The organism is Wolbachia endosymbiont (group B) of Ablattaria laevigata, assembly GCF_964277395.1.
Taxonomy (GTDB): Bacteria; Pseudomonadota; Alphaproteobacteria; order Rickettsiales; family Anaplasmataceae; genus Wolbachia.
Genome location: NZ_OZ195519.1, coordinates 1,081,287 through 1,103,193 on the forward strand (window position 1 = coordinate 1,081,287; position 21,907 = coordinate 1,103,193).

Annotated in this window: 18 protein-coding genes and 1 pseudogene; 10 read left to right on the forward strand and 9 right to left on the reverse strand. The window is 34.7% G+C overall.

Annotated features, from left to right (window positions below):
* Positions 1 to 3: 3 nt before the first annotated feature.
* From nuoL to ACICP1_RS05025, 3 genes are read right to left on the reverse strand one after another with little or no spacing between them, the layout of a single operon-like run.
* Positions 4 to 1,851: an NADH-quinone oxidoreductase subunit L gene (nuoL, locus tag ACICP1_RS05015; RefSeq protein ID WP_395461216.1), complete on the reverse strand. Its 1,848-nt coding sequence runs from the start codon at positions 1,849 to 1,851 to the stop codon at positions 4 to 6.
* Positions 1,852 to 1,855: 4 nt separating this feature from the next.
* Positions 1,856 to 2,164: an NADH-quinone oxidoreductase subunit NuoK gene (gene nuoK / locus ACICP1_RS05020; protein ID WP_010404075.1), complete on the reverse strand. Its 309-nt coding sequence runs from the start codon at positions 2,162 to 2,164 to the stop codon at positions 1,856 to 1,858.
* Positions 2,155 to 2,742 (reverse strand): NADH-quinone oxidoreductase subunit J, encoded by a 588-nt coding sequence (locus ACICP1_RS05025; RefSeq protein WP_264682695.1) that lies wholly within the window; start codon positions 2,740 to 2,742, stop codon positions 2,155 to 2,157. The genes nuoK and ACICP1_RS05025 overlap by 10 nt, the downstream gene beginning before the upstream one ends.
* A 211-nt stretch (positions 2,743 to 2,953) precedes the next feature.
* On the opposite strand from ACICP1_RS05025, the gene ACICP1_RS05030 reads away from it, so the two are divergent.
* Both ACICP1_RS05030 and ACICP1_RS05035 read left to right on the forward strand, forming a co-directional pair.
* Complete coding sequence (locus tag ACICP1_RS05030) at positions 2,954 to 3,352, forward strand: hypothetical protein (RefSeq protein ID WP_395461217.1); 399 nt, start codon at positions 2,954 to 2,956, stop codon at positions 3,350 to 3,352.
* Between the two features lie 147 nt (positions 3,353 to 3,499).
* Entirely contained in the window at positions 3,500 to 5,413 is a 1,914-nt protein-coding gene (locus ACICP1_RS05035; protein ID WP_395461218.1) for an ATP-dependent helicase, read from the forward strand.
* A gap of 42 nt (positions 5,414 to 5,455) precedes the next feature.
* Here ACICP1_RS05035 and ACICP1_RS05040 read toward each other — a convergent pair whose 3' ends face one another.
* Both ACICP1_RS05040 and ACICP1_RS05045 read right to left on the reverse strand, forming a co-directional pair.
* Positions 5,456 to 6,202: an alpha/beta hydrolase gene (locus ACICP1_RS05040; protein WP_265030605.1), complete on the reverse strand. Its 747-nt coding sequence runs from the start codon at positions 6,200 to 6,202 to the stop codon at positions 5,456 to 5,458.
* A gap of 1 nt (position 6,203) precedes the next feature.
* Positions 6,204 to 6,728: a c-type cytochrome gene (locus ACICP1_RS05045; protein WP_264374516.1), complete on the reverse strand. Its 525-nt coding sequence runs from the start codon at positions 6,726 to 6,728 to the stop codon at positions 6,204 to 6,206.
* 292 nt (positions 6,729 to 7,020) lie between these two features.
* Here ACICP1_RS05045 and ruvA point away from each other — a divergent pair, with 292 nt between their 5' ends.
* The 3 genes from ruvA to ACICP1_RS05060 all read left to right on the forward strand — a co-directional run bounded on the left by ruvA (position 7,021) and on the right by ACICP1_RS05060 (position 10,068).
* Complete coding sequence (ruvA, locus tag ACICP1_RS05050) at positions 7,021 to 7,593, forward strand: Holliday junction branch migration protein RuvA (protein WP_264682691.1); 573 nt, start codon at positions 7,021 to 7,023, stop codon at positions 7,591 to 7,593.
* On the forward strand, positions 7,590 to 8,579 hold the full coding sequence (ruvB, locus tag ACICP1_RS05055; protein WP_007302374.1) for a Holliday junction branch migration DNA helicase RuvB: 990 nt from the start codon (positions 7,590 to 7,592) through the stop codon (positions 8,577 to 8,579). The genes ruvA and ruvB overlap by 4 nt, the downstream gene beginning before the upstream one ends.
* Before the next feature lie 268 nt (positions 8,580 to 8,847).
* A complete protein-coding gene (locus tag ACICP1_RS05060; RefSeq protein WP_395461219.1) occupies positions 8,848 to 10,068 on the forward strand; it encodes a hypothetical protein in 1,221 nt (406 codons plus the stop codon).
* A gap of 503 nt (positions 10,069 to 10,571) precedes the next feature.
* On the opposite strand, the pseudogene ACICP1_RS05065 reads toward ACICP1_RS05060, so the two are convergent.
* A pseudogene (locus tag ACICP1_RS05065) lies at positions 10,572 to 10,857 on the reverse strand (GIY-YIG nuclease family protein).
* 359 nt (positions 10,858 to 11,216) lie between these two features.
* Here ACICP1_RS05065 and ACICP1_RS05070 point away from each other — a divergent pair.
* Together ACICP1_RS05070 and ACICP1_RS05075 are read left to right on the forward strand one after the other, a co-directional pair.
* Entirely contained in the window at positions 11,217 to 11,399 is a 183-nt protein-coding gene (locus ACICP1_RS05070; RefSeq protein WP_213863843.1) for a hypothetical protein, read from the forward strand.
* 29 nt (positions 11,400 to 11,428) lie between these two features.
* Complete coding sequence (locus ACICP1_RS05075) at positions 11,429 to 12,886, forward strand: hypothetical protein (RefSeq protein ID WP_395461220.1); 1,458 nt, start codon at positions 11,429 to 11,431, stop codon at positions 12,884 to 12,886.
* Positions 12,887 to 13,044: 158 nt separating this feature from the next.
* On the opposite strand, the gene ACICP1_RS05080 is transcribed toward ACICP1_RS05075, so the two are convergent.
* Together ACICP1_RS05080 and priA are read right to left on the reverse strand one after the other, a co-directional pair.
* Positions 13,045 to 13,848: a hypothetical protein gene (locus tag ACICP1_RS05080; protein ID WP_395461221.1), complete on the reverse strand. Its 804-nt coding sequence runs from the start codon at positions 13,846 to 13,848 to the stop codon at positions 13,045 to 13,047.
* Between the two features lie 115 nt (positions 13,849 to 13,963).
* The gene (priA, locus tag ACICP1_RS05085; RefSeq protein ID WP_395461222.1) at positions 13,964 to 16,318 is read right to left on the reverse strand and encodes a primosomal protein N'; all 2,355 of its coding nucleotides are present in this window, start codon (positions 16,316 to 16,318) and stop codon (positions 13,964 to 13,966) included.
* A gap of 98 nt (positions 16,319 to 16,416) precedes the next feature.
* On the opposite strand from priA, the gene ACICP1_RS05090 reads away from it, so the two are divergent.
* The gene (locus tag ACICP1_RS05090; protein ID WP_395461223.1) at positions 16,417 to 17,385 is read left to right on the forward strand and encodes a hypothetical protein; all 969 of its coding nucleotides are present in this window, start codon (positions 16,417 to 16,419) and stop codon (positions 17,383 to 17,385) included.
* Positions 17,386 to 17,394: 9 nt separating this feature from the next.
* Positions 17,395 to 20,868: an ankyrin repeat domain-containing protein gene (locus ACICP1_RS05095; RefSeq protein ID WP_395461224.1), complete on the forward strand. Its 3,474-nt coding sequence runs from the start codon at positions 17,395 to 17,397 to the stop codon at positions 20,866 to 20,868.
* A gap of 19 nt (positions 20,869 to 20,887) precedes the next feature.
* On the opposite strand, the gene ACICP1_RS05100 is transcribed toward ACICP1_RS05095, so the two are convergent.
* Positions 20,888 to 21,064 carry a hypothetical protein gene (locus tag ACICP1_RS05100; protein ID WP_395461225.1) on the reverse strand — a complete coding sequence of 59 codons (177 nt, stop codon included), beginning with the start codon at positions 21,062 to 21,064 and terminating at the stop codon, positions 20,888 to 20,890.
* Positions 21,065 to 21,441: 377 nt separating this feature from the next.
* Here ACICP1_RS05100 and ACICP1_RS05105 point away from each other — a divergent pair, with 377 nt between their 5' ends.
* Complete coding sequence (locus ACICP1_RS05105; protein WP_395461226.1) at positions 21,442 to 21,738, forward strand: transposase; 297 nt, start codon at positions 21,442 to 21,444, stop codon at positions 21,736 to 21,738.
* Positions 21,739 to 21,907 lie beyond the last annotated feature (169 nt).

A 21,907-nucleotide genomic window follows, 5' to 3' on the forward strand; every position in this document is an offset into this window, starting at 1 on the left:
CTTCTATTTAATTCCAATAATATATAAAGCACCGATTATTAAAGTAACAAACATAATAAATGCATAATCAAATATATAACCAGTTTGTAACTTTATAGAACTTTTTGAACATTCATTAACCAACCTTACAACACCATTTGGTCCAAATGAATCAATAGCCTTAACATCAAACTTCCATAGAAGCCTAGATATAAACCTTATCGGTGCAATTATAACAAACTCATACACCTCATCAAAGTACCATTTATTCTGCAAAAACTTAAGTAAAAATTTACTCTTAATTTGCCTAATTACTTGATATTGGTAAATTAGGTACGCAAGTGCTATTCCACTTAGGCTTGCTAAGGTTGGCAGTAGTTTTATAAAGAAATTATGAACTCCATGCTCATCAATCATCACTAAACTTGATTTCCAAAACGCATTACTAGTTATGTTCAAAATATTTGCTCCCCATATTCCAGAAAATACTGATCCAAAAGCGAGTATCAGTAATGGTATAAGCATAATCTTTGGTGCCTCATGTATATTAATTTTACTTTGTTTTTGGCTGTGGAACACAAGAAGCAATAACCTCCAAGAGTAAAACGCTGTGAAGAATGCAACAACTAAGCTTATTACAAAAGCAAAGCTATCCGTGCTATAAGCATGTTCAATTATCAAATCCTTTGAGTAAAAACCTGCAAATGGAAATATTCCAGAAAGCGCAAGAGATCCAATCCACATGAGAGTATAAGTGCAAGGGATTTTCTTCCAGCAATTTCCCATTTTCTGAATGTTTTGCTCATGATGCATTGCATGAATCACATTGCCAGCACCAAGAAATAGTAGAGCTTTAAAAAAAGCGTGTGTCATTAAATGAAAAATAGCAACATTGTAAGCAGAAAGCCCACATGCCATGAACATATAACCAAGTTGACTGCAGGTTGAATAAGCAATTATTTTTTTTATATCGTTCTGAGTAATCGCAACCGTAGCTGCAAAGAAAGCAGTAAGTGCCCCAACAATAACTATTAATTCTCGTGCCACATTTGATAGCTCAAATAATGGAGAACATTTTGCTACTAAAAATATACCTGCTGTTACCATCGTTGCTGCGTGAATGAGTGCAGAAACAGGGGTTGGCCCTTCCATTGCATCTGGCAACCAAACATGTAAACCAAGCTGTGCAGATTTACCCATACAGCCAATAAAAAGTAATATGCATATTATATGAGTTACTTTGAATTCACAGCAGAATGCTCTAATGTTCTGCGCGCCAAGAAGATCAGCTGTGTCAAAAACTTCAGTAAATTTCAAAGAGTGAAATGTATAATAAATGAGAAAGATCCCAATCAATAGTGCAAAGTCTCCTACCCTATTCACAACAAATGCTTTAATTGCTGCATTATTTGCAGAATATTTTTGGAACCAAAATCCTATGAGTAAATAAGAACACAGGCCAACCCCTTCCCAGCCAAAAAAAAGCTGCACGAAATTATCGCTTACAACCAGCACAATCATGCAAAACGTAAATAGCGATAGGTAAGAAAAAAACCTCGACTTCCCTTTGTCATGCTCCATATAACCGATAGAATAGAGGTGGACTACTAGTGAAACGGTGGTAATGACAATAAGCATTAAGGATGAGAGAGCATCCACACTAATTGCCCAATTTACTTTTAATACACTTAATGAAAATAGAGGAAATAAACTCAAGTGATAATTTTCAGAGAAGGTGAGAAAAACATACCAAGATAAAACTGCAGATATTCCAATTCCTGCCGTTGTAACTAACTGACTTTTTCTAAAAAGTGCTGCAAATAGCGAACCAAAGAGTGGCAAAAATACTATTAATTTCAGTATATCCATCATACTTTCATTCTTTCATTAAGTTCGCTTGTTCAACATCTATATTGCCACGACTTCTATAATATACAACCAATATTGCAAGCCCAACTCCTGACTCTGCTGCCGCAACAGTCAACACAAACATCACAAAAATTTGCCCAACTATATCATTCATAAAGGCAGAAAAAGCAACTAGATTGATGTTAATCGCCAGCAATAATATTTCTATTGATAACAGTATGTTGATTATGCTCTTACGGTTGATGAAAATACCACACACGCCAATAGTGAACAAAACAGCAGCAATTATCAAAAAGTGATTTAATCCTATTTCCATTCCACTCCTTTTCCAAATTTAGCCTTAATCAATTTTACAGATGAAGATTGTGTCAATTGCTTTAACACGTTCTGTTTTCTAACTCCTTTTTTCTTTTCCTGCAAAGTAAGAGCAATTGCACCAACAATTGCAACAAGCAGCAGAATACCAGAAAGATGAAAAGCGTACATGTAGTCAGTGTAGAGCAAATTACCGATAGCTTTCACGTTATTGTTATTATAGTTTATAACATTGCTTATATTCGGTTCTGAACTGCGAATTACAAAGCTGATGATTAGAAAAAACACAACACATAATATAGCACCAAGAGTGAAATGCTTTGCAAAACCCTGATGCAATCTTATGTAGTCAATATCGAGCATCATAACTACAAAGAGGAATAACACTGCAACTGCACCGATGTATACTATCAGCACCATCATAGCAATGAATTCAGCTCCAAGGAGAATAAAAAGCACTGCAGAGTTAACGAAAGTGAAAATTAAAAATAACACTGCATGCACAGGATTCCTTACGCTAATTACACAAACAGCAGATAAGATGCTTAGAATTGCAAAAGAATAAAAGAAAAAAGGCATTGATACTTTAACTGCAACAATAGCTACTAACTTAAAGTAATTATTGCTGTAAAGTCAATATTATATTAAACGTTTGAAAACATTGTACTACAAGCTTCAGCTCCATTTTAAATTATTATATAGAGCATTTCCTCAGTCACACAAACACTCTTGATAATTTTAATTTATTAATGTATAATATATGCATGTTAATAGTTAGTCATAGCTCAAAATGTATAACATATTTGGTTACTTCAAAACTTGTGATAAGCAAAGTGGCAAGTTAGATGGCAAAAGTTATCAATACACCACAAGAGATCATGTGACAATTTACTTCAATAACACACTAGCCAGTTTAGGTAGATCATGGAGAGAATTTAAAGAAGAAGCATATGAGTTTATATATGATATCGGAGCTTGGTTGAAAGAAACATATGAAAATCTCACTGAACGACCTGAAATGCATAACTTCTATGTTCCAGAAAAACTTCCTGTTAAAGCTGAGGAAATAGAGATGAAGGAACTGAATCGTAAGCCTAAGCCATTCAAAACTCCACCTATCCACCCAACAAGCAGAAGCTCTAGTAGCCAATACCTCAAATCAAGTTGTTGTTACTCGACATACACCTGAAGCTACTAAAACAAGATAGATAAAAAACCTACGTTTAAATATGTAGTACTTGAGTGAAGCATTCTTTAAACTGTTCTATTCAATAAAATCTTTACAATATTTGGATCATAGGTTTAACTTTACGAAGTTATAGTCTATAGGGCTTCAATGAACGATTATCTCTCACTGTTAAATCCAGAGCAACAATTAGCTGTAACTAACTTAAATGGGCCAATTTTGATACTGGCAGGGGCAGGAACGGGAAAAACAAGAACGATTACTTCAAGAATAGCGCACATAATTAGAAACGGTCACGCTTATTCTGATGAAATATTAGCAGTTACATTCACGAACAAAGCAGCAAATGAAATGATATCAAGAGTGCTTGAACTCACGGGCACAAACATACCATGGCTTGGCACTTTCCATGCAATTGCAGCAAAAATTCTACGTCATCATGCTGAAGTCGTGGGGCTAAATTCCAATTTTACAATTATTGGTGTGGATGACCAATTACAGGTAATAAAAAACATCATGAATGAAATCAGCCCTGATTACCTATCAGAAAAATGTAAGACCATTATGAATATTATTCAGCAATGGAAAGAGAAGTGTTTACTGCCATTCGAAGTGGAAGACGTTCAATCATTTAGGCCAGTGTACGTAACTGCACTCAAAGTCTATCACCAGTATCAGGAAAGGTTAAAATTCCTTAACTCTGTCGATTTTGGTGACTTATTGCTATATAACATACAACTCTTTAATCAAAAGACCGAGGTTCTATCCTACTACCAAAACAAGTTTAAATATATCATGGTAGATGAATATCAAGATACAAATGCAATACAATATCTTTGGCTAAAATACCTTGCAAAAGAGCACTCAAATATTTGTTGTGTAGGAGATGACGATCAATCGATATACAGTTGGCGTGGTGCAGAAGTTGAAAATATTTTGAAATTTTCCGATGATTTTAAAAATGCAAAAACCGTTAAACTGGAGTGTAACTACAGGTCAACATCCCACATACTTGCAACTGCATCATATGTTATCAATCACAATAAGACTCGCTTAGAAAAAAAGTTGTGGACAACAAACATTGAAGGGGAAAAGGTAAATCTAATAAAATTATGGGACGGGAAAGCTGAAGCAAGGTTCATAAGCGAACAGATATTAAAGCTCAATAAATACAGATTTAGTGACATTGCAGTGCTCGTAAGAGCGACTTTTCAAACTAGAGTGCTCGAAGAGTATTTTATAAAATATTCAATTCCCTATAGGATTATAAGTGGCGTAAAATTCTACGAACGTCAAGAAATAAGGGATATAATTGCATATTTGAGGCTTGTTACAAATAATAATGATGATCTCGCTTTTGAAAGGATCGTAAATCGTCCCAAAAGAAGCATAGGAGCTACAACTCTAAAGAAAATATACACGACTGCTCAGGATAACAAAATTTCTTTTTTTCAGGCAGCAAAAATATTGGTTAATAGTGATCAAGTAACCGAAAGAATTAAACTCTCACTAAATGATTTTTTAAATAAAATTAAAGCTTGGGAAGAAATAGTAAGCGTAAAACCACTGCATGAATTCGTTAAAATCGTAGCAAATCAATCAGGATATATGGAAATGCTTGAGAGTGAAGGAGTGACGGGTTTAGCGCGAATAGAAAATGTTAAAGAGCTCATTTCATCTTTGAAGAATTTTGACAACGCTATAACCTTCTTGGAGCACATTAGCCTGGTGATGGAAGTGGATAATATGAATAGCGATGACACTGTATATGTTATGACTCTTCATGCAGCTAAAGGACTTGAATTTCCGTGTGTGTTTTTACCTGGTTGGGAAGAAGGATTATTTCCTCATCAAAGATCTTTTGAAGATAAAAGTGGTAAAGCTTTAGAAGAAGAGAGAAGACTTGCATATGTCGGCATAACCAGAGCCAAAGAAAGATTAGTCATTTCATGTGCAGATAGGAGGGAAATTAATAATCAGTGGCAACCAATGCGCACTTCTCGATTTATTAAAGAACTGCCAAGAGAAAATGTTGAGGTGATAAAGAGTAGTGCCTACTGTTGAAGCTATAACTGCAGCCCTTACTACAAACACATCTGAATTACTTCAATTATATATTTCTCCTGGCAAAAATTCTCTGATGGTCTTAAATAAAATTTTCAGTGAATGATTATCAGACATGTTGTGTTCTGCTGATTTTATTAAGTGTACTTCAACGTCTGTTGACTTAATTTTTTCAGCTAAATTCAATGAAGTTTGATAAGGAACATCTTTATCATTAATGCTATGCAATAAGCGCACAGGACAGTTTATATCTATTGCTTCTCTGTTTAAAAGAAGGTTCTTTCTACCGTCTTCGATCAGATTTTTAGTTATTTTGTATGCACAATGCTCCGAAGTAAAATCTATTACACCTTTAGAACCTAGTTCTTCTTTTTGCTTGCCTGACAATTGCTTGAATATCAAATCTTCAGTAAAATCAGGAGCAGACGATATGCCGATTAATGCTGCAATTTTTTCTGGAAATTGAAGAGCAGTGAGCAGCATCAGCCATCCTCCCATACTTGAACCTATAATTATTTGTTTATTGCTAGTTAATTCACTTATCACTTTAGCACAATTTTTTTGCCAATCACTTATTGTATAATCAGCAAAATCACCGCTTGAATTACCATGGCCAAAATAATCAAAGAGCACAAGTGCTATATCATTTTCTTGGCAAAATTTGTAAACGGCAGTTGCTTTAGTTCCATCCATATTGGATGCAAACCCACCAAAGAAAACTATAGAAGCTTTTTTTCCTTGTAGCTTTCGATATGCTATATTTCCATCGAGTAATTTACAATAATTCATACTACTTTGGCAAGGCAACCGGACTATCGCTCATCGAACGCAAATAGCTGACTAGATCTGCAATCTCTTGTGGATTGGAAATGCCTGCAAATGCCATACGTGTACCTTTTATGTAGGCTTTTGGATTTTTTAAAAAAGCAAATAATTCCTCATACTCCCATTTCCCACCTTTTTCAAGTAGTGCTTTTGAGTAATTGAATGAGCTGCTAAGATGGGCCTTTTTATTTCCAACCACGTTCCATAAGTTTGGCCCTACTTTATTCATTCCACCTTTCTCAAAACTATGACAAGCTATACATTTTTTTGCTGCTGACTTGCCTTTTTCAAAGCTAGCATTCTGCATGAGCTCCCCAATATCAAGTGCCACTTGTTCAATCTTTTGCTGAGGCTCATTGCTGGCTGCTACTATTGTTTGGTGTTCAATTTTATAATCCTCTGGGTTATAGAACATATCAACTACATTACTAACTATCATAATTATTAATCCAGAAAGTAAAATCGATGCTGCAATCTTATTAAGCTCCATAGTTAATTCTTATCAAGTAATGTTACTTAAATTATGCAAATATTTTCGCAAACAGCAAACAATTACCTTTATTCTACCAAAGATAGAAATTTCTATTACTTAGTTAATAGACCGCAATTCTGCTGCTGAAGTAACTCCGTGGTCCAGTCACATACTGGTCCAGAATAATATATTCAAATAGATTTCCTGCAAACCTGTCTACAATGATTGAAACTGGAACCACTTCTATAATGTTCGTTTGCTTGACCTAAGATTCAGGAGCATTTAAACTGAATTTTATAAAGTACTAGAAATGATAGGAAATCTAAGAGGAATAGTTGATGAGGTGTGTAGCGATCACATAATCCTGAATGTGAATGATGTTGGCTACATAGTATATCTTTCAGCCAAAACTTTAAGTGCTTGTTCGATTGGAAGTAGAGTAAAATTACTTATCGACACTTATGCAAATAGCAGAGAAAACGTTACTCAGCTATATGGCTTTATAAGTAAAGAAGAACAGCAGTGTCTGCGTTTATTAGTTAAAGTGAGCGGTGTCAGCTATAAAACCGCAATGTCAATTTTGAGCAAATTAACTCCAGAGCAACTGTTTTTGGCAATTATAAATGAGGATAAACTAGTACTTAAGGTGAGTGGACTTGGCCTGAAACTCATAAATCGAATTATTACTGAGCTGAATGGCAAAGTAAGTAAATTAGAGACAAATAACAATCATTTTCACTCAATTAGTGAAGATGCTCTTTCAGCTTTGATCAATCTTGGATATGAAAGAACAAAAGCTTATGATACAATAAAAAAAATAGAAGATGAATCACCAAACTTGGACACTAAAGATATTATTCGTATGGCGCTTAAAACAATATGAAGTCAATATCATGTAGTAAGGAATACTCTGAAGATGTACGTAATTTAAATATCAGGCCTGAGCAACTTGATGATTTTGTCGGGCAAAAAGATTTAATACAAAATTTAAAAGTGTTTATAAATGCTGCACAGACGAGAGCTGAAGCTTTGGATCACGTATTGCTCTATGGTCCTCCAGGGCTTGGTAAAACAACTTTAGCACAAATTGTCTCTAAGGAGTTAAGGGTTAGCTTTCGTGCAACTTCTGGTCCATTGCTTAGTAAAGCTGGGGACTTAGCTGCAGTGCTCACTACTTTAAATGCAAAAGATGTTCTATTTATCGATGAGATCCATAGATTAAATCGTAGCATTGAGGAAGTTTTATATACTGCTATGGAAGATTTTTGCCTAGATATACTAGTAGGTGAGGGCCCATCTACCAGAACTTTAAGAATAGATTTACCACCATTTACACTGATTGGGGCAACAACACGGCTTGGACTGCTTTCTGCACCGCTGAGGGATCGTTTTGGTATTCCCCTGCATCTTGAGTTTTATTCTTTTGAGGAACTGGTTGATATTATAAAAAGAGGTGCAAGAGTTCTTTGTGCTGAAATCGAAAAGGATGCTGTGCAGGAAATTGCCTGCCGCGCCCGTGGTACTCCAAGAATTGCTTTGAGATTACTCAGAAGAATAAGAGATTTTGTTGAAGTAAAAGATGATAAAAAAATTACCTGTGAAATTGCCGGTTCTGCACTATCAAAATTGGGTATAGATAAAATGGGACTAAATAAATTAGATATGGATTATCTGAGATTTTTGTTTAACACCTCAGGACCTGTTGGAATTGACACCATATCTATTGCACTATCTGAAGATGTTGGCAATATTGAAGAAACAGTAGAACCTTATTTAATCAAGGTCAGTTTCGTAAAGCGCACACCAAGAGGACGTGTTTTAACTGATCAAGCAAGGGAATACCTCAGCATTAATTCAGTGGTATGCTAGTATTATACTATATTTTATAACATTGTATAGTATTACACTAAACATTATAATATTCTCTTATTATATGATTTGCAGGTGTTTTAGAGGCAAATAAGAAAGTCTTCTGTTATAGTGAATATGTTCTTGAAAAATTACGTAATATATGCTAGCCTATATATAGTATGAATGTAAAAATATCAATAAGTTACTGATATTTTTTAAGATTAATACTTATTAAATACTTCATATTGTAAGATTGAGTTATTGTGTTTTATAGACTTAAGATAAAATGGTAAAAAGTTTTCTAAACAATTATAGAAACAGTAATTCAATTAATGGAGAAAAAGCAATGAAAAATTTTTTAATCAATAACAACGAAGAGGACGGTAGCTCAATCTACATTAATCGAATCAGAGAGCAAGATCTCTCTGCAGAGCAGAAGCTCAATGAATTAAAAGGATTCATGGAGGAGCTTGCTAGGAAAGCTGAGCTCAAGAGAATAGAGCTTGAGCGTCAGGCTGCGAGTTGCATTGATGAAACATTATCTCAAGTAGAGCTACAGATACAAGATAATGAGGATTACTTTACTGATAATAATCAAGGGGTATTCGCAAATTTCTTTGAATCCCTCTTTAATCTTTTTGAAGTAAATGTAGATCCGAAAGTCTATAAAATGCTCAAGGAGAAGAAAGAGAAAAATCTGCTTCTTTCGATAATTAAGTTTTTGCGTGATAAGCTTAAGGAATTAGTTAAAAAGATCTTCAAAAAAGATTTAGATTTAAGTTGGGATAAAAGGCTAGACAAAGAGATAAAAGAATTGCAGGAGAAATTACTCAGCGGTGAGTTATCTCCTGAAGAAGAAATAGCAATACTCGAACGTTTGCAAGCGTTGCAAAATTTAAAATTGAAGCTTCAAACTTTTCTCGTGGGCTCAGTCATTGCAATGTTTGCAGAAATTTTTGCAGTTGATTTAGCAGCAGTAGTAGAGCAAGATGTAACTGAGGAAAAAAGAGACAAAAAAGCAGAAAAAACAGAATCAAAAGAAGTTCGTCAAGAAATAGAAACAAAAGTGAATGAAATCACACCAATTTCCCTATTTAATTTTTCATCTCAAGTTCCAATGCCAATCACTCTGAATAAGCAAGAACGTGCTATTTTACCAAAGCCTATAGAAAAATTAGTAGACACTCTACCTAAACCTGTTATAAGTCACAAAAATAGTGAAGTACAAAAACTGGAAAAAATGAATAAAGAAAAGAAAGAAGCAAAAGAAGAGAAAAATGAAAAACCAAAATTAGCTGTCTGTCCACCTGCTCCACAGCAAAAGGAACACAGGAGAATTAGAAGAAATAACAAAGAGAGGGATACTTATGGGACGAAACGAATAAAAGAGCCTTCTGCTAAGAGTCAGCAAAAAGCTGCTAATGCTGCTGTGGAACTGCCAGGAGGATTAACTGATGGTGTAAGAGTTGAAAACCACGCTTCTTCAGTCAAAGAGAGAGGTGTGTAAAGGTTCTCTCTCTTTTTTTCATTCCAGACTGGTTTTTTATCTGGATTCCAGCATCAAGTGCTGGAATGACATGGCGGAATGTCATCTAAGTAGCTCTCTCTTGTCATTTCAGTAGCCCCTTTGATGTCATCCCAGTCTGGGATCCAGAGAACTTAGTTAAAAGAGCTGTCATTCCAGTTTAGGATCCATTTTTCTTCTGGATTCCAGCGTTACGCGCTGGAATGACATTGTCTTGAATAAAATTTGAATGAAAACCGGTCTGTCATTCAGGTAGCCCTTCATTTTCATTCCAGTGCCTCCTTTGATGTCATCCCATTACCTCCTCTCTTGTCATCCAAGTAGCTGACACTGGGATCCAGGAACTTAGTTAAAAGAGCTGTCATTCCAGTTTAGGATCCATTTTTCTTCTAGATTCCAGACTGGAATGACACCGTCTTGAATGGAAGCCAGTGCCAACGATGCGCCATATTACAATGTTCGTAAAGTTGTGTACTCAGACACTGTCATCCAGATACAATTTCATCATATAAATCTTTCCATTCTTGATTTGTTTTTTCAATTAAGTTTATTTTCCATTTTCTCTGCCAACTTTTTAGGAGTTTTTCTCTACTAATTGCTAAATTTATGTCTTTCAAAATAGACTAGTTTACAAACATTGTACTTTGACGTGAAACCAGAGATGGCTTTGCTTTTGTGTTCCCAAATTCGTTTAGTCAAATTTGATGTTATACCTATATATAGAGTCCCATTGCGTTCACTTGCAAGTATATAAATATAATAACTTTTCATATATAATAAATAAATTTACCGAATTCCAGACTGGAATGACATTAAAGGAGCTACTTGATGACACTAAAGAGGCTATTCTTTGATACTAAAGAGGCTACTTGAATGACAAGAGAGAAAGTATTGGAATGACACCGTCTTGAATGGGAGGCAGTGCCAACGATGTGCCATATTGCAATGTTTGTACAGTTGCGACTTAAGTCAATAAGGAAAGGTGTTATTCCATTACCTCCTCTCTTGTCATCCCAGTCTGGAATCCAGGAGTATAAAAATGGTGAATAAAATTTATGTTAAAAAACTGCTTGTGCTAATAATTGATTCTTAATATACTCATTACATAATAATTTAATTTAGAGGTTGATATGCATGGTAACAATGGTTCAGGCAAAAGAGTATTTGATAATACTGCTCCAGGAGGAGGAAGGGTTGATCTGAGCAAAATAGATCCAAAGAAAATAGATGATTTTAGAGACATGATTAGACGTGAAGAGGAAAGAAAGAAAAATCAATCTAGTGGTCAGGGCACCAGTAGGAGTGGTAAGTAATTATGTTAATTAATTAGAGAGGTGGCGTTATGCCTAATAAAAGTAAAATAAATCGAGAATTAGTAAAAGCGTTTAATAGTGTTCTTCTTTCTGATAATACTGCTATTACTAATCTCACTATAGAAAAAGATCATGTTGTTCTCTCATTTGATAAAGATATGAATATTGGTCAGCGCAAAGACTACTTGAAAAATATGAGAGAGAGTATAGTAGGAAAGTTTTGTGGAGATAATGAAGATGAGGATGAAAAAGTTTTTGTCGAAAAGGCTGCCAATGATCTTTTTTATACAGACTCTTTTCCTTTTAACTTTAATCAAGGAAAATGGACTACAGATAATAGCAGACATAGGTTTTCAGTGCCAATTGAAAAAGAGGTAGTTTGTAATCTAAAATATTTGCTAGCTAATGAACTTATACGATTTACAATAGCACGTATTATAGACGATCATCCTAAAGGTCCAGATTATGTGAATGAAAATGTATACGATGTGGGTTTTGAAAGAAAATCTTATTTATACTGTAAGGGCTTTGATGATCAAGAATTAAAAAAATCTTTTGTAAAATCATTCTCATCGAGAATGGAAAGTTATGAAAATAGTCCTAAAAGATTTAAGGATTTTTTAGAAGAGAAGGGGAATTATGTATATCTAAAGAAAGGCGTTTTTGATGATCTTAAATTCATCAAAGACATAGTAAAGCATGAAGCACACTTGACAGGTCGTTGTTTTGATACTCCACAAGGCGAGATTGGAGTTAATGACATGATGAAATTTGCAGTGGTTGATTTGTTTCGTAAAGCAAACATACAAGTTGATTTTATGGTGCGTAATTCTTACTTAGGGGGTGATGAAGATTCAGTTTTAATTCCTATTATAAGTGGTAGTAATGGTAATAGATATTTAACAAGAGAGGAAGTGAATCACGTTAATAATATGTTTGGTATGGATGTATTAAATAATGTTGAAGCTTATACTTCGCAGAAGTCTCTATTGAATAGTGATAGTAAAGGATTGTACGGAATAGATTTTGCTAACCCAGACATTGCTTACTGTGTGATGGATAAGATCATGGAGAGCTCTGTAATCAATGAGGATTATAAACTGTCCATTGATCCTGCGCGTGTGCAAGCTATGAAACCACAAACTCTTGCCCCTTCTGAAGAAAAAGTAGGGACGGATGGACCAAGTGCAGATACAAGTGCAGATAGTGGTTTTGGTGATTCACCTAAGAATTCAGTTATAGGTAAATCACATACTGGAAACTCGAGCAAATTCCTTAGGCCCGACTACTATGGTGAAGGTAAAGGTGGAGATGATGCTTCGGCTAAAGATAGTGGCTTTGGCCCTTCTTCAGCACGATCTTCAGCACGATCTTCTTTTAATAAGCCCAAAACAACATTTAACCAACCTTCTATATCACAGCCTGACCAATGTTCTGCAAAAAAGCAGACATCAACTAGTAAAAAATCAATTTGCTGTATTTTATAGCTAAAGAAAATTAGACTATTTGAGGACGAATTGTGAATGAAAGGTTATGTATCCGTTTAGATGCATGTGAGACCAGTGCCTTCTTTCTTGTTATACAAGTAGCTGACACTGGGATCACACTTGATTATGCAAGAAATCTAATGTTAAAAAACTCACAGTTATCCTAGTACTGCTTTATTATCTGCAGTCTTTTCAGGTTTGACGGAATGCAATTGAGAATCAATAGCAACAACTCCTTCTATCAATTTAGCCTGTTTATAGTCTTGACTTAGGAAATATATAGACAGTCCAACTGCTATTCCAGCAACAAGAGCAGATACTGCGAGTGCGCATAATATAATAGTCATTGAAGGGACTAAAGCACCACCAACACCGAGTCCAATGCCAAGAAAAACGCCAGGTATAATGCCAATCAAACTATTACATCTAGCAATTTCTTTTTTCGATTGAGCTTGGTCTTGCATACATTTAATGAGTACTTTTCTTGTATTTTCTTGAGCTAAATCTAATGGAATTTTATTTCCTTTATTCTTTAACAAAGGATTTGCATTCTTCTGAAAAAGAACTTCTATTGCGTCAGTGTTATTACTTATAACAGCTCGGTGTAATAATGTATTCCCATCGTGATCTTGAAAATTTATCAATTTATAGAAACCCTCAAGAGTAATATAGTCATGCACTGCTTCATATAGAATATTCATTGCGTTTTGAAATGACAATATCTCTCCTTTCTTAGACCTTGCACTATAGTGTTTAATACAGTGATGCAAAATAAGGTATATTTGCACTGCTTGTTCATTGATAAAATCTCCTTTTTTAGAGATTACATCTACAATAGCTGCTGAGAATAACTCTTTCTCAATCACAATTTTTCTATCATCAGTAAGATAGTCTTTCAACTTTTGAATTTTTTTTTTAAGACTCTCGTGTCGATTACAAATAATCGTAATTAAATCATTCATACCATCTCCTTATTCTAGTTATATCAATAATATAATAAACTCTAATAAAAGTCAAATCATTGATTAAAAAATTAATATAATTAATTCTGTGAATGTCAAATAAATTCAAATAACATCAAAAAAAACTCACAGGATCAACATCTATTGTTACTGCAATATTTGAATTCAAGTTGTAATTTTTAATCCAATATTTTAGCTTTTTCTTTATAGATAAACTATGTTTATTGTGTATTTTGAGTAGCACTCTATACCGATATTTATTATTTAAGAAATTTATTGCTGCTGGTGATGGGCCAAAAATTTCGAGTTCTTTTTTTCTAGTCACGCACTGGAATGACAACGCAGAAGGAATAGTAGCTGAACATTGATCATGCAAAAAGCTTGTTATCTCACTTGCTGCTTTCTGCGTTGCAAATTGATCCTTACCGCAAACTATAAGCGCTATTAATCTACTAAATGGTGGCATTTTAGCTTTGCGTCTTGACTCAAGTTCAACTTCATAAAACAAATCCCTTTTTTGCTGCTGCAATGCTTTTATTATCAAACTTTCAGGATTATTAGTTTGCACTATTACCGTTCCTTTTTCGTTGAACCTCCCAGATCTACCCGCAACTTGATGCAATAATTGATACGTCTTTTCTGCTGCCCTAAGATCAGAATTTTCAAGTCCTAAATCTGCATTTATCACTCCAACCAAAGTTAACTTAGGGAAATTATGCCCTTTGGCAATCACTTGTGTACCGATTATAATATTCACCTCTTCCTTAAGCACTGAGTCAATGACGCTACCAAGCGACTTCTGATCGCTGCTGATAATCGCAGTTTTTGCATTTGGTATTAATTTCACTATTTCTTCAACTAACCTTTCAATTCCCACACCATAAAGAAGCAATGACTGCTCACTTTGACAATTGGAGCATTTTTCTGGAAGTTTTGATTGATAAGAACAATGGTGACACAAAAGGACGTTCTTCTTTTTGTGGTATGTAAGCCAGACAGCACAATTTGAGCAGGAAATTTTGTATCCACACTTTTTACAAACTGCAAGTTGTGCGTATCCTCTGCGGTTTAGAAAGAGCATAACTTGCTGTTTTTTCTCTATGGTTTGTTTTATTCCTTCGAAAAGTTCATTGGAAATCCATTGCTTATTATTTACTACTTTTATTTGTGGCAACTCTGCACCACCGAATCGTTTAGTCAATTTTACATGATTGTAATTCCCTTTTTTAACATGATAAATTGTTTCAAGTAGCGGAGTGGCGGATGATAAAATAATCGAAATATTTTCGAGCTTGGCTAAGATAATGGCCATATCTCGAGCATTATATATAATCCCCTGTTCTTGTTTAAAGGATGAGTCATGCTCTTCATCAATGATGATTAATTTTAGGTTTTTATAAGGTAAAAAAAGTGCTGACCTTGCCCCAATAATGATCTGCGCACTTCCATTTGCAATACTAAGCCAATTATTTCGGCGAGCTTTGGGAGTAAGTCCTGAATGCCACTCAGCTATATTGCCAGATGTCTGACTGCGAACACGATTTACCAATTGTGAAGTTAGGACAATTTCTGGCAGAAGGATAAGGACTTGTGCATTACCTCCTTCTGTTGTCATTCCAGTGCTTGGCAAAGGCAGTATGCTAAGTGTTACAGTGGGTTTTACCTTAAATATAAGGGTGTCATTCCAGTGTTTATCCAGGAATTTTGATTCTAAATTAGGTATTGGTCTTAAATTAAAATAAACGTTTGTGATGAGATTATATGAAAAACTGGATCCCAGTGTCGGGGCACTGGGATGACAAGAGAAGAGGGCACCTGGATGACAAGAGAAGAGAGCATTGGAATTGCAAAAAAAGTAGGCGCTGTGATGACAGGAGAAGGAGGTACAGGAAAAGGAAACACTGGGATGACACCATAGGATGGAGTGACGTCTTTTTGGTAGACAATGTTCGTAAATACTATAATTCTTAATTAACTGTGCAATTACAGAGAGATAAACTTCCGTTTTTCCAGACCCGGTTTCACCGTCAAGTAAAGTTACTGAATACTCATTCAAATTACTTATTATTTTATCTCGAGCTGCTTGCTGCTCAGGGTTTAATTGGTAATCTATTTCGCTTATTTCTTGCTTTTGCTTAGTGCAAACTAACTTATCTATTTGATTGACCTTTAACACTCCTCCCATTATCACTTTTGCAAGCATACCAATAGGTATTACATTATACTGCGCAACCCACTCTGCAAATTCGATCAGTTTTGGTCTGATGCTCGGTAAATCGACCTTTTGTTCAATAAATTTTAATTCTCGATCGCTTTTGCTACTTTCTCTCCAAACTATTCCAATCAAACGCTTTCTGCCAAACGGCACCACTACGTAATCTCCAATTGAAACTTCAGTATCTTCCTCAACTGCATATGAAAATAGCTGATCAATTGGAAGTGGCAGTAATACGTCAACTGTTTTTGTCATAAGTTAGCGCTGTTTTTAGATACATAGAGAAGCCTTAATGCTTTTTTCATAGTACACAATTTATAATCATAAATATTGAAAATGTGAGGAAATTCTGTATGTTTAGCGATAAAATAGTCCTAGACTTTGAAATAGAAAAAGGTGACCGAATAGATCGGTGTTACTTCTCTACACGCATCAAACTTACAGATAAGAGCAAGAGTTTCTTATGTGAAAAGCTCGGTAAACTTAACAATTTAGATGATTACTTTAATCTTAATCCTGAGAATTTTTATATTTATTACAACAAATATAGTGGTCACTATGGTATAAATGAGCTATATGTCAGAGATGATAATGGTAGATATTTAGCTACTAAACTTCCACTTGATCAGAGCGGATTTTCGATAGAGTTATCATTCGACGAGGTGAATTATGGTTTTTATCCTCTGTATGCAATCTATAATCCCACTCAATATGACAAAAAGCAGGAAAAGAGCTTTGAAGATAATGGTGAATTGCAGCCGTTTGTGTCAAGTGTATTGGATTACTTTCTAAATGGCTTAACCATTCAAGATATGTTTTTGCAAATACAAAATGAGCTTGTTGAAAAAGAAACAAAATTAGAAGAAGACAGAAGAAAGGAAGAGGAAGAATTAAATCAAAAGAATGAAAAGTTAAGAGAACTCATAGAAAATGATGAGATTAAAGTACTTAAAGTAATAAAAGGCCATAGTATTGGGAATGGACGTTCAGCAGCAATTTTACAGCTTAATGGTGATCTTGATGCAAGTAAATACTACATAGCAGAGTATGAAAGCAATGAATACTTACATTGCACGAGCTCTGGTTATGACATACTGCTTGACCAGAGCGATTTATTTTTTGTTCTGAATAGCAGCTCTTATCTTGAACTTGAAAGCGGTTTTTACTCAATACCTGCTGGCAGCTATGCTAAATATCTCAATACTAAGAATCTGCTTTTCAGCGATGATCAACTATCTCAGCAGTTGTGCAAAAACAAGGTAAAGGCTGAATCTACAGTTAACGCATTTTTCTCAAGACTTATTTATAGTGAAAATTTTTAAGAGGTGGATATGAAATTTAAAACAAATTCTGAATATGATAAATCACAAACTTTGATTAAAAAATTATTTCCAAATAAAGAAAGTATAGTAATAAACGATCAGCTTACAATAGAAGTAAAATATGGGGGATTAGCTAGTTATACCCCTGAGTATATAAAACAAACTGTAAAAGATGCTTACGGAGCCTGGTCTGATAATTTCTATTCACAAAAAAGCGTTCATTCTGGTCCAGTAAAATTGCAGCTTTATGTGCTGAAAAATTACGATGATTACAAAGCTCACATCAAGGAACTTTCAGGTGGTAAGGACCATAGAGAATTATGGGGTGGTGGAACAGTAAGAGCACACGAAGCTGACGGCACGATAGCAAAGACTTTTATTGTTGGAGATGTAAATGGCTTACTTTGTGCAAAGTCTAAAATTTTAATGGAAAAAATGAGCGATGCATTTCTTGAGTACTCTACCGGTAATATGGATACAGTACCTGAAGTTTTACGTACCGGTATGAAGCTTTTCATGTGGAGCTATGATGCAGCTAAAAAAGAAAGCACTCGCGATATGCATTATACAAAAGAAGCATACAATAAAATGCATGAATCTGGGCATGATACACCATATAAAATAGCAAGTATGTCTAACGACTATAGAATATCAGATTGCTTAGTGACATTCCTACAAGAAAAACATCCTCAATTCATAAAGCAATTGCTTACTGAGATGTCCTTCGATAGAGTAGAAGCGATATCAAAATTCAAGCATCTTTTGAATAACTCAGAAGTTGAAAAAGAATTTAAGCAGTGGATGGATGTAAAAAGTGGCGATAAAATTGTGGCAGATCTTGTGCCAGATATTGAAGTTATGACTTTTGGCGAACACAAGCTTCAAATAAATATAAAATATGATGATGAGGAATTAACTCAGAGCAAATTGAGTAGTGTAAAAAATGCCATCGAGAGTACTATAAAAGATTTTGATTCAGCATTTGGCATTAATAATTCTCAGCCTTGGCACAACATACCAAATAAAGTTAATGTTTTCGTATTTAATACAAAGAGTGACTACGAAAATTATCTTAAGGAGTTGAACGTTAACTATAAAGGCGCTTCTGGCTTAACAGTTCAAGGGCGTGGCTCAGAAATTCATGTTTATTTTTATCTACAAGACCAATTTGATGACTCGTGTAAAACTTTGAAACACGAATTGGGACACGCCTTAACTATCATTAATTCCTATTATGGTACAGGTGATGTCTTATCTAAGGCTATGCATGAAGGGGTTGCTAACTATATGGCAAGTTTAGAAGATGGTCGGCATGTCAATGACCACGGAGATAAAGAGGCCTTGATTGCAATAAAGAATAAAGGTCTCAAACCAGATGAAATATTGCGCAATAATATTTGGAGTAATAAAGGGGAACATTATCATTCGGATGCTGAACAAGTGATCAAATTTCTTGAAGATAAACACCCAGATATGATTGATAATTTGCTCAAGAGTCTTTCTAAATCTGGTGCAAATAGGTCTCAAGGTAATAAATTATTTGAGGATTTTTTGGCTGAGCTGAAAGGTTATGATCAAGAATTTAAACAATGGGTTAAGGCTGAGCTGAGTGGTGAACAACATATGGAATATAATGTTGTTGAATCTAACAGTGTTGAAAGTTCAACAAGCCAACAAAGTGCAGGCAAGGGTCTATATGGTTATAGCCCAGTACATAATGTAAGTGGTGATAAAACCAAGATAGAATCTAAATCAAGTGTCAGTAGAGAAGATTCTATGCAACCTGCTAAAAAAGCGAGTGAAGACGAACAAGGAAAAGCTGTTACAACAAAAGTTATGAAGTATAATAAACAGCCTTTCTTAAAGGTGAATATTGATGACAATAATGTAGAAAATACTATAGGAAAAGTAAACGAGATAAATAAGGTAACAGGTACGACTAGTTTACATTTTGCTGCTTCATTGGGAGATTTAAGCAAAGTAGCAACGCTACTAAAACACAATTCATATATTGATACAAGAGACCATAATGGACAAACGCCACTACATTATGCCATTCAGTCAGGAAATACGGAAGTAGCAAAATATCTTATTGATCATGGAGCAAATCTTAATGTTCATGACAATTATTATCAGAAAACTAATACTAAATATGTGTATTATAAGACACCTTTACACTATGCTATTGAGTCTGGAAATATAGAGATAGCTAAATACTTAATAGATCGTGGTGCAAATCCTAATATTCAAGATGCTTATTCCCAAACACCATTATACAGTGCTATTTATTCAGGTAATACAGAAATAGTGAAGTATCTATTAGATCATAACGCAGATTCTAATAGTAAAAGTTATTATACTTTTCCGTTACTTGCTGCTATTAAGCTAGGGAATTCGGAAATAGTTAAGAGTTTAATTGAGCATGGCGCAGATCTTGGTATCAAAAACACGTCAGCTCAAACACTGCTGCACTATGCAATTGAGCTAAAACATACGGAAATTGCTAAATACTTAATAGATCGTGGTATAGATGTTGATACCCGTGATATTAGCTCTGGTAAATCTCCACTACATTTTGCCATGCACATGAAAAATATGGAAGTAGTTAAATATCTCATAGAGCATAATGCGGATATTGATATTCAGGATAGCTACGGCTTAACACCTTTGCATCTTGCTGTTGATCTTGGGAATAAGAAGATGATAGAGCAGTTAGTTGAAAAAGGTGCGAATATTAATGCTCAGGATAATGATGGTTGGACACCTTTAGTTCATGCAGTGAGGCATGGAAAGTTAGATACAATAGAATATCTAATAAAAAACAAAGCTGACGTTGACGTTGTAGGCAAAGATGGCAGGACACTTGTTGAACATGCTGAGTCATGGGCAGAAGAGAAAGGACTAGCAAGAGATGTAATAGATAGCAAAGGCGATAATGATTCTTATTATCGTGAGCTTTCAAAAGAAGCTGCAACTTGGGAAAAAGCTGGAAAGGATATGCTTAGCTATCTCAAAAAAATTACTATGCAAGAAGAAGAATCTAACGATATAGACCAAATGCCAGCAGATCAACCTGCAAGTGAAGAAAGGAGTAAAAGATCGATAAGAGGAGACGAAGAGAAGCAAGAGGAAACAATTGTTATAGATAATGTGAAAGAAGAATCACAACATCCTTTAAAAATCAAAGTGGGTGAGGCTGTTGAAATAGGGAAATATAAGGTAGAACTGCAAGTTACGTATGATGATGTAAGAAATTTTTATGACACTATACGTGGTAAATATCATGATGGTAGTGGATACAATTATGAGCAAGTAATGGTTTTGTACAATGAAATTGTTAGGCCAGCATCACAGCATCATGATGAACCATTTACTCTTGCTGAGTCCTATATTGCAGATGGGCATCTATTTATTAAAAATCAAGATTTTGGAATTTTGAATGATTTTAATGAGATGTTCTATAAAAGTGATGAGTTTATGTAACATAAAAGGTGGATGAGAACTAATTGATATAAGGAATTAAATCTTCCACTGTCATCCCAGTGTTTCTTTCTCCTGCCATTCCGGCATTTCCTTCTCCTGTCATCCCAGTGCCCCGACACTGGGATCTATTTTTTTTCATCTGGATTCCAGCGTCACGCGCTGGAATGACATCGTCTTGGATGGGAGCCAGTGCCAACGTTTATTATGTGCCATATTGCAATGTTCGTACAGTTGTGACTTAAGTCCATAAGGAAAGGTGTCATCCCAGACTGGGATCCATTTTTTCATATAATCTCATCACAAACGTTTATTTTAATTTTAGACCAATACCCAATTTAGAATCAAAATTCCTGGATTCCAGTATCAAGTACTGGAATGACATCATCTACTATGCAACTTACTTTCAAAAATAAACGTTCCAGTGGTTTCATTTGCTTTCATCCCAGTGTTTCCTTCTCCTGTCATCCTATGGCTTGACCATAGGATGGCTTTGTTGCATCGCTCAAGTGAAAAGAACTGGCAGTTACTGACAAAATTCATTATAAATAGCCATTTAACTGTTGAAGAAAAAATATGCCACAAAAAATGAGAGTCAGTAACTGCCATGAATATAACAAATTTCTCCAAGAAAGAGGAAGCATTTTTTGTTATATCAATGACGCCATAGAAAATTGGTACGAGAATTGTCCAAAAATGCAGGGCGGCAACTATATTTATAGTGATAAAGTTGTGATTTTAGTGCATATAATCGTCAGTTTCTTTAGAATTGGTTTAAGACAAACAGTCGGGTTTATAAAAGGGTATTTGCAACAAATAGGAAAAAATTTGCAGCTATTAACAAGCATCAAAAAAAACTTAATATTAAGATAAATGATTGCAGGATTGATAAAAGCAACATGGAAAATATTGAAATTATCATAGATAGCACAAATTTACAGTAACACTCCTGGCCACAGTAAGGAAAACAGTGCAGATAGAAAGTACCGAAGCTACGAGCAAGTAAGAAAGTTACATGTTATGTTAAGTGTGAATAGTAAAA